This window comes from Nostoc sp. 'Peltigera membranacea cyanobiont' 232, from assembly GCF_002245985.1.
Taxonomy (GTDB): domain Bacteria; phylum Cyanobacteriota; class Cyanobacteriia; order Cyanobacteriales; family Nostocaceae; genus Nostoc.
On record NZ_NOLK01000261.1, the window covers coordinates 1 to 6,240 of the forward strand.

Sequence of the window (6,240 nt, forward strand, 5' to 3'; positions counted from 1 at the left end):
AAGCCTGCTTACTGAAAATTTCATTTAATGCATTCAACAAGCGGGGCATTTCTCGCTCCCGATTTGCTTCTACAAAAATCCCTGTAGCTAGGGTAGAATTTCCAAACAATACCCACTGGGAAAATACAGCACGTTCCTCTAGTGAAAGTGGAGTTTTACCATATTTCTCAGCAAGATACAGCAAAATTGCCCCAGATTCCCAAAGCTGAAAATCCCCATCAACAATTGCTGGAACTTTACCAACTGGGTTAATTGCCAAATATTCAGGCTTGAGGTGTTCACCCGCTTGCATATCGAGTTTGACGAATTCGTAAGGAACTTGGATTTCCTCTAAATACCATTGAACAATTGAGGCTCGACTCCGAGCGCCCCCGTAAAGTTTGAGCATAATTACTTAAAGAACTTTGTGAGTGTGAGAATGCTGTTTAACGTTATCTTCTTTCGTTACAACTCTAGCGGCATTTAGCACCCGTTTGCGCTCAATGGAATACTTAAATTCAGTATAGTTTGTACCTAATGGGATCAGGGATTTTGCAGATTCACGACGCTTGTAGGTACGTGCTGCTGCAAATGCCCGTGGCACAAATTCTTCTCCAAACTGAGCCGACTCTGGAAAGCCATCTGGCACCAGTTGTGAATCGCCATCTAACACAGATCCCAAAGTTGTTGCATGAGCCAGCTTATAGGAGGTAGGAATGCCCTTTAAAAGCGCTTCCAAAGCCGCAGAAGGAATCGGTTCTATAACTTCGATTTGATAAACTTCTCCATCTTCTTTGACGAAGCAGGTTGCCAAACCGATAACAATGTAGTCATCGGTTGCTAAATCAGGCGCATTGGGATAGGAAATTGCAGTTGTCATCAGAAAATTTCTCAAAACTTAAAAATTAAATCTAGATGCTGGGGGATTGGGGAACTCGGGGCCCCCTCTGGGGATTAGGGGCGATGGGGATTGGTGATTGCTGATTGGGGTTAAACTAATTTTTTCCAGTACCTAGTCCCCAGTCCCCAGTCCCCTCTTTAACGAACGACTTGTTGGCATTCTACCAATTTGTCGCTCTCACTACTTGACCAGTCTTTGAGATTCACATCTGCTATTTCTGGAATTCCCCTTTGGGATCGAGTATCCATGATTAGGTTTGAGGAGCAATTGTTTATTTAGGGCGTAGATTTTTCTTGTGCGGCTAGGTTAAGTTCTCCCTTTAGATGGCTTTCATGTAACCCTAAATACCTTAAGAATAAACACAGTGGTAAAACCACTACTGATAAAAAACTAGAATTTTATTTCACAAAGCAGGGATTTTAGGCAGGGAAAGATGAATATTCACTCATTTTTAGCTGACGATGACCAGCAAAGCAAGCAATATAAATATGTTTTAAATAATACAAATAAAGTACCAGAGGAGAGCAAAAACGATCGCAGCGCATCTACTTTAGAAAATAACTACTTACGCTCTTTTGCTTTAAAGTCGGCTCAACAAGGAGATTATACCGAGGCGATCGCACTTTTAACCCAACTAATTTACCGCCATCCGCATAATGCCGTTGATTACAACAACCGGGGACTGATTTATTTCCAAAGTGGTGAAAGACCAAAAGCGCTTTACGATTATAACACCGCCCTCAAGCTCAATCCCTATTTGGCTAGTGCCTATAATAATCGGGCAAATTACTACGCGGCTTGTGGAGAATTAGCAGCAGCACTTACCGACTACGATCGAGCAATTGATTTGAATCCTTGTCATGTCCGAGCGTGGATTAACAGAGGCATTACCTGGCGTGACTTAGGGCAATATGAAGAGGCAATTGAGAATTTTGAGGTAGCACTGCTTTTCGGTCAACTAGAAGGTCATATCTGGGCTGAACGTGGCCGAACTTACCATCTTTGGGGTGACTGGAATTGTGCGATCGCTGATTATCGTCGCGCCCTCACTCAATTGCCCGATCTCGAAACAACTAAGTCCCTTACCGTTTCTCGGTTGCGTTTACAAATCGAAAGTTGGCTAAACGATTTGTTATCTCCTGAGCATCTTATTTGGTAGATTAGTTATTCTGGAGGATTCAGAATTCAAAATAATTGATTAAATTTTGAATTGTATTTTACTAATAGATGATAACTACATAGCTATTCAAAAATTAGCTACTAACCATTATTTATTAGCAATAATATAAAAAACACCCGGTTTATACGTAGCCAGAAGCACAAGAAACCTAAATAATCCTAAACTCCCTATTGTTCTTAGGGTGATGACTCTGTTTGTTCATCTTCTCGAGTATCCTGATTCATCAACACAACGCGACGCTGGCTAGGATCGAATCGGTATCCTTGTTGTTGTCTAATACTTTTAGCTTGTTGCGGATCGAAGTTACGGCTAAATTCCGCCTGTAAACCATTGACATGTCCTTCCATCAGCTTGACTTCAGTACTAATTTCTCGCAACTTTTCTTGCTGTAACCAATGATAAGGCAAAAGTTGTGCTAGAGCAGATGCTGCAACGGCTGTAACCACAAGATTAACCGCTATCTTGGCTGTGCTTTCCAGTGCCATCACCTGGTAAGAACGTTGACGAAGATGCCGCTTTGGTCGAGGAGTAACCCGGCGTTTTTGTATAGGTTGTAACGGTGGTCTGGAGGGTTGAATCGCGTTCATGATGCTAAAAAATAACCTCGCTGAGTGAAGGGAAGCACTGTAAAAGCGCTCTGGCGCTAATTACTGCTTGATTTAGCTGTCATATTACTTCATTTTTTTGAAATAGCTACAAGTGTTGCAGCAGTTAAAAAATAACCTGGCTTACGTAAGTGCTAGTTTCCTAGCTACTTATGGCATAAAGCCATCAGCATCTGGAAACTGCACCCCGTACTGCCAGGATTATTAGCTTTTTAACTGTGTCACATCGAAGCGTTATTTGTAAAGTTCTGTGGCTAATCGCCAAGCTAGAACTCCTGGAATCAGCGCCACAACTAGAGCGATGTAGACTTGAGTATCCGAGATGGAAGATATCTGAGCGATGTACAGAGTATCTAAGATAGGCATGGCTGAAAACCTCCTAACCTGAATAGATTTTGAACAGTTCGTTTACTACTTTTCCTTGTTTTGCCAGAATTGGGGAATATCTTGTTACAAGATGCAACAAAAGCAGTTATTAATCAGTAGTTCTTATTTATTCTCCATTAAAAAAATTTGTAAAAATTATGAATTTGTATTTGGGTATCGACTTCGGCACATCTGGCGCACGTGGCGTAGTGATTGACGAGGAAGCCTCTTCTATTCAGGCTGAGGTGCGATATCCCTTCCAGGACTCACCAGCCACCGTTACGCCAAAAATTTGGCAGGAGGCTTTGTTTGTGCTGGTGGAACAAATACCTGAAGAGTTGCGGCGAAAAATTAAAGCGATCGCAATTAATGGGACTTCTTCCACAGTCTTGCTGGTGGATGCTGCTGGCAATCCAACAGATGCGCCACTGCTGTATAACGATGCGCGGGGATCATTGGTGTTAGAGCATTTGAGGCGGATAGCACCACCTAATCATACTGTGTTGAGTGCCACCTCTAGCCTAGCCAAACTTTTCTGGATGAAGCAATTACCCGCTTTTAGTGAAGCTAGATATTTCCTGCATCAAGCAGATTGGCTGGCGTTTATCCTACATGGGTATTTAGGGATTAGCGATTACCATAATGCTTTAAAGCTGGGTTATGACGTGGAAGAGTTGAAATACCCAGAATGGCTAGAAAAGTTGCAAATACCGATTCAGCTACCCAAAGTTTTAACTCCTGGCACTCCCATTGCCAAATTGCGACCTCAAATTGCGGATAAGTTCGGTTTACGTCGTGATTGCTTGGTGTGTGCTGGCACAACTGATAGTATCGCGGCTTTTCTTGCCAGTGGCGCAAAATTACCTGGTGAAGCCGTGACTTCCCTTGGTTCAACATTGGTACTAAAGTTATTAAGTCGTACCCGTGTAGAAGATGCCAGATATGGAATTTACAGCCATCGCCTGGGGGATTTGTGGCTGACTGGGGGTGCTTCTAATACTGGGGGTGCAGTGTTGAAGCAATTTTTCACAAACGCTGAATTAGAAAGCCTTAGCCGGGAGATTGACGCATCAAAAGCTAGCGAGTTAGATTATTATCCCTTGTTGAAGGTAGGCGATCGCTTTCCGATTAACGATCCCAATTTACCCCCACGATTGGAACCACGCCCAGATTGCCCAGTAGAATTTCTGCATGGGTTATTAGAAAGCATTGCCCGCATAGAAGCGCGAGGGTATGAATTATTACAGCATAAGGGTGCAGACAAGTTGAGCCGTGTTTATACTGCTGGCGGTGGTGCAGCAAATGACACTTGGACTGCAATCAGGGCGCGTCATTTGCAGGTTCCTGTAGTAGCGTCAGTGTATACAGAAGCCGCTTACGGGACAGCGCTATTAGCGATGGAAGGGGTGAATAAAAGTAATTGTGTAACGATCTTTTCGTAGATATTTTGTAAATCAGTATCTATCCCAGTGACAATCGACATATATCGGACGATACTGGGATGATTAGATACCGGACTATAGGATTCCAGGTTCATTATCTGGGCAGCTATTCGGGGATGGGTGCTTCGCAGTAAACGAATGTCATCTATCCCCTTTACTAATTATCGGTATAAGTTTTAACTACAGGACTGACGGCAACTATCTTTCAAACTCTTATTTCTCCTTGTCCTCTGCGGTAGCCTGCGGCAACTAATCAGGACTTGCACCAGTCGCCAATAAGTAGGTGGGTGAGAAAATTTATAACTATGTCATTGCGAACGCAACGAAGTGGAGTGAAGCAATCACAAGGTTTTCACCGCTTTTACTTTTCGTTACATAGTTATATTTATTTGTGCTTGCCTACTTAACACAATACGGTTCAGTTAAGCATTTCTTTATTTCTTCTCTCTGCATCCTTCTCTTACGAGACGCTGCGCGAATGCGGTTCGTAAAAAAAAATGACTTTGGTAAAAAGTTTTAGCCTTAAGGAACGTGGATTAAATAAAGTGTAAAAGTAGGGTGTGTTAGCAAGGAGAGTACGACACCATTCTCTGTTCTATCAGAATTACAGGTTATTAAGTTTGCATTCCTAACTGAACTGTATTGCTCTATAATCGCCTCAAAATTTATTCTGATTTACGATAGCCTAAAAAAAGCAAAAGTAAGTCAAATTTGCTTTATGAAAACCATTGTTATTTCTGGAAGTCTCAATCTTAGTTTGACTCAACACGATACAGTCGCTCAAATTTATACCTAATGCACCAAAACTTATAGAAATGAAAAATATTATCTCGATTGGTTGGAATAGTTGGTTAAAACAGCGCAAAGAATCTGTTTTACTATTTGATTCAATTGCTGCTGCTAGTGAGATTGCCCTTATGCTTAACGGTCAATGGGATGGCTGCAATGGTGTGATAATTGCTAAATGTGATGAGGTAGCTGTTAATACTGCTGCTAAACTATTAGAAGCTACATGGTGTTACCAAGGCGCTTCAAAAGCTGTTTTAGACAGAGTAACAACTGATGAAGTTTTACGTCGTTATGCAATGGGAGAAAGAAATTTTATTAATGCTAACTTGAGGTGTGCAGTACTTGCATCAATGAAGCTGAGTGAAATTAACCTAAGTTATGCTTTGTTGAGTTGGGCAAACCTAAGTCAAGCCAATTTAAGTAAAGCTGATTTAACGGCGGCAGACTTAAGCCAAGCTAATTTAAATGGTGCCGATTTGAGTAAGGCGTACCTAATGAGGACAAACTTAACTAAGGCAAACCTACAAAAAGCTTCACTGAGGGGTGCTAATCTAAGTAGGGCTAACTTAAGTGAAGTTAACCTCACGGATGCAGATTTAACAGGAGCTAATCTATCATTAGCAGACCTTAGAGGGGCAAAATTTCACTTTTGCAATTTAAGTGGGGTTAACCTAACAGATGCAAAGTTAATTGAAAGTGACTTGGATTTTGCTCTCCAATGACTTTAGCTGGAAGCTATTGCACGTGTTGTTTAAAAACTAACCAAATCAATACATTTTTGTTCGCCATCAGATATCTAGATCCTTACACAACTAAATATTAGTTCGATCGCTGTTGAGCCAGAGATGGCAGGGTGCATCCCAGTTTTTATTTTCCCATGAAAGAATAACTGTCATTGCGAACGCAAGTGCGTCTCGTAGAGAGGAGGAACGACGTTCGCAAGAGCGTGTCGCAGACAAGCAATCGCATGGACTCGCA

At 41.9% G+C, this 6,240-nt stretch carries 7 protein-coding genes; 3 read left to right on the plus strand and 4 right to left on the minus strand.

Translation table 11 applies throughout. From position 1 onward, the window contains the following. A partial coding sequence (locus CDG79_RS38280; protein WP_094346736.1) for a glutathione S-transferase family protein occupies positions 1-388 on the minus strand: 388 nt, incomplete at its 3' end. 6 nt (positions 389-394) lie between these two features. Beyond that, complete coding sequence (locus CDG79_RS38285; RefSeq protein WP_094346737.1) at positions 395-859, minus strand: hypothetical protein; 465 nt, start codon at positions 857-859, stop codon at positions 395-397. A gap of 454 nt (positions 860-1,313) precedes the next feature. Here CDG79_RS38285 and CDG79_RS38290 point away from each other — a divergent pair, with 454 nt between their 5' ends. Beyond that, a complete protein-coding gene (locus CDG79_RS38290) occupies positions 1,314-2,039 on the plus strand; it encodes a tetratricopeptide repeat protein (protein WP_094346738.1) in 726 nt (241 codons plus the stop codon). Between the two features lie 197 nt (positions 2,040-2,236). Here CDG79_RS38290 and CDG79_RS38295 read toward each other — a convergent pair whose 3' ends face one another. Together CDG79_RS38295 and psaM are read right to left on the minus strand one after the other, a co-directional pair. Then, positions 2,237-2,647, minus strand: coding sequence for a hypothetical protein (locus CDG79_RS38295; protein ID WP_094333000.1), 411 nt, complete (start codon positions 2,645-2,647; stop codon positions 2,237-2,239). Between the two features lie 252 nt (positions 2,648-2,899). Beyond that, entirely contained in the window at positions 2,900-2,989 is a 90-nt protein-coding gene (gene psaM, locus CDG79_RS38300; protein ID WP_040630342.1) for a photosystem I reaction center subunit XII, read from the minus strand. Positions 2,990-3,189: 200 nt separating this feature from the next. Here psaM and CDG79_RS38305 point away from each other — a divergent pair, with 200 nt between their 5' ends. After that, positions 3,190-4,473, plus strand: coding sequence for an FGGY-family carbohydrate kinase (locus tag CDG79_RS38305; RefSeq protein ID WP_094346739.1), 1,284 nt, complete (start codon positions 3,190-3,192; stop codon positions 4,471-4,473). Between the two features lie 815 nt (positions 4,474-5,288). Next, a complete protein-coding gene (locus tag CDG79_RS38310) occupies positions 5,289-5,984 on the plus strand; it encodes a pentapeptide repeat-containing protein (RefSeq protein ID WP_094346740.1) in 696 nt (231 codons plus the stop codon). Positions 5,985-6,240: the final 256 nt, after the last annotated feature.

Excerpts from the sequence above, each read along its gene's own strand:
- CDG79_RS38285 (WP_094346737.1), bottom strand. The coding sequence starts at position 859 with ATGACAACTGCAATTTCCTATCCCAATGCGCCTGATTTAGCAACCGAT.
- CDG79_RS38290 (WP_094346738.1), top strand. The coding sequence starts at position 1,314 with ATGAATATTCACTCATTTTTAGCTGACGATGACCAGCAAAGCAAGCAA.
- CDG79_RS38295 (WP_094333000.1), bottom strand. The coding sequence starts at position 2,647 with ATGAACGCGATTCAACCCTCCAGACCACCGTTACAACCTATACAAAAA.
- CDG79_RS38305 (WP_094346739.1), top strand. The coding sequence starts at position 3,190 with ATGAATTTGTATTTGGGTATCGACTTCGGCACATCTGGCGCACGTGGC.
- CDG79_RS38310 (WP_094346740.1), top strand. The coding sequence starts at position 5,289 with ATGAAAAATATTATCTCGATTGGTTGGAATAGTTGGTTAAAACAGCGC.